Origin of the sequence: Aeromonas sp. QDB54 (assembly GCF_027707385.1) — a bacterium.
Taxonomy (GTDB): domain Bacteria; phylum Pseudomonadota; class Gammaproteobacteria; order Enterobacterales; family Aeromonadaceae; genus Aeromonas; species Aeromonas hydrophila.
The window spans coordinates 1-1,668 of sequence record NZ_JAPCIT010000069.1 but is presented as its reverse complement, the minus strand read 5'-3'; the positions used below and the strand labels follow the sequence as shown (position 1 = coordinate 1,668).

Here is a 1,668-nt window from a genome sequence, read left to right as displayed (position 1 = left end):
CGGCGTTTTTCAAGATAGTTGTCGCGTAAACCTGTTTTAAACTGCCTGTTTTTGCTCTGGTTCGGACCTATCAGGATTCAGCATCACGGCACCGATCGGTGTCCAATCTCGCGTCTTGCCACTCCACCTGGTTGGATGTCGCGCTCGGGCCGCCTGATACACCGCATCCCGTTTCGCCAGCAGCGCTTTATCTTCGCCCCGATGCCGCTCGTTGGGGGTGACGAAGCGGATACGGCTATGCCGGTGCTCTTCGTTATACCAAGTCATAAAGTCACGTACCCACTCCCTGGCCGCATCCAGACTGGCAAAGCCGTCTGATGGCCACTGCGGACAGTACTTCAGCGTCCGGAACAATGACTCCGAGTACGGATTATCGTTGCTGACCCGAGGCCGTCCCCGCGAGGGCGTGACACCCAGATCATACATCTTGGTCAGCAGCGTGACCGACTTCATCGGCGCGCCGTTGTCCGAGTGCAAGACCAGCGGCTGCTTCCAGCACTGCTCGCGGATGACGCTCCGTTGCAGCAACGCCGCCGCTTGTTCACCGCACTCTTGCTCATGCACTTCCCAGCCCACCCCTTTGCGGCTGTAGATGTCCTCTATCAGATAGAGGTAGTAATACTGGCCGCGCACGAGTGACGGCAAGTAGGTGATATCCCAGGACCACACTTGATTGGGCCCGGTCGCGGCATGACTGGTTGGTGCCGGCACATGACGCGGTGGCTGGCTCCGGCCACGCCTGTGCTGCTGGTCAGCCGCCCGCAAGATGCGATAGAAGCTCGACTCGCTGGCCAAGTAACGCCCTTGGTCGGCCAGCCGTGGTACGATTTGACTCGGCGGCAACGAGGCGAACTCCTGGCTATTGCAGACGTCCAGCACGGCCTGCCGCTCCTCTGGACTCAAGGCATGGGCTGGCGTAGGGCGAACCGCATCCGGCCGCCCATCGGCACTCAGCTCAGGCTCGGCCAACCAGCGCTGGAGCGTGCGCAGACTCAGCCCCAACACCTCGGCCGCAGGATGCTTGCGGGCGCCAGCTTCAAGCGCTTCGCGCCACCATGCAACGTATTGCTGCCGCTCTGGCAACGAGGTCAATCGGCCTCGTCGACGTTGCTCCAGTAGGCATCGAGCTTTTTTTGCAATATCAGCAGAGCTGCCGCCTCGGCCAGGGCCTTGTCTTTACGACGCAACTCTTGCTCTAGTTGCCGGATGCGCTTCTTGTCCGCCTTGGACTGTGCCTTCTCGGCCTGCTGTAGAGCACGAGCGGATTGCTGGCCCAGAATACAGGCTTGGCGCCATTGCTGGACCTGCTCGGGGTAGAGCCCCTTGCGGCGGCAATACTCACTGAGTTCAATCTCGGAAAGCGCAGCGGTTTCCAGCACGACGGCGAACTTGGCCTCGGCCGGCCATTCATCGGTCAGTTTGTTGTCCCCGGGCACAGGAGCCCCTCCGTCTTTGGCTTGTTTGCGCCAATTATACAGAGTGACCTCGCTAATGTTTTCCTGACGAGCCAACTCAGCAACCGACATATTGATGGGAGGCAGCAGCTTCTTGAGCAAAGCGGCCTTACGCTCACTTGAATAACGAGCCATTCGACACTCTTTATCCGCCCCCGGTCTTCACTTTTAAATGGTTCAGGTCAGGCGACAACTATTCTGACACCGGGGGCGG

At 59.7% G+C, this 1,668-nt stretch carries 1 protein-coding gene; it reads right to left on the bottom strand.

The window, feature by feature from the left end; translation table 11 throughout:
• Positions 1 to 36 precede the first annotated feature (36 nt).
• Positions 37 to 1,589, bottom strand: a protein-coding gene (locus tag PG881_RS23820; RefSeq protein WP_113736295.1) for an IS3 family transposase whose coding sequence is annotated in 2 segments (ribosomal slippage) — positions 37 to 1,127 and positions 1,127 to 1,589 — 1,554 coding nt in all. Because the reading frame shifts where the segments join, the coding sequence is not laid out codon by codon here.
• Positions 1,590 to 1,668: the final 79 nt, after the last annotated feature.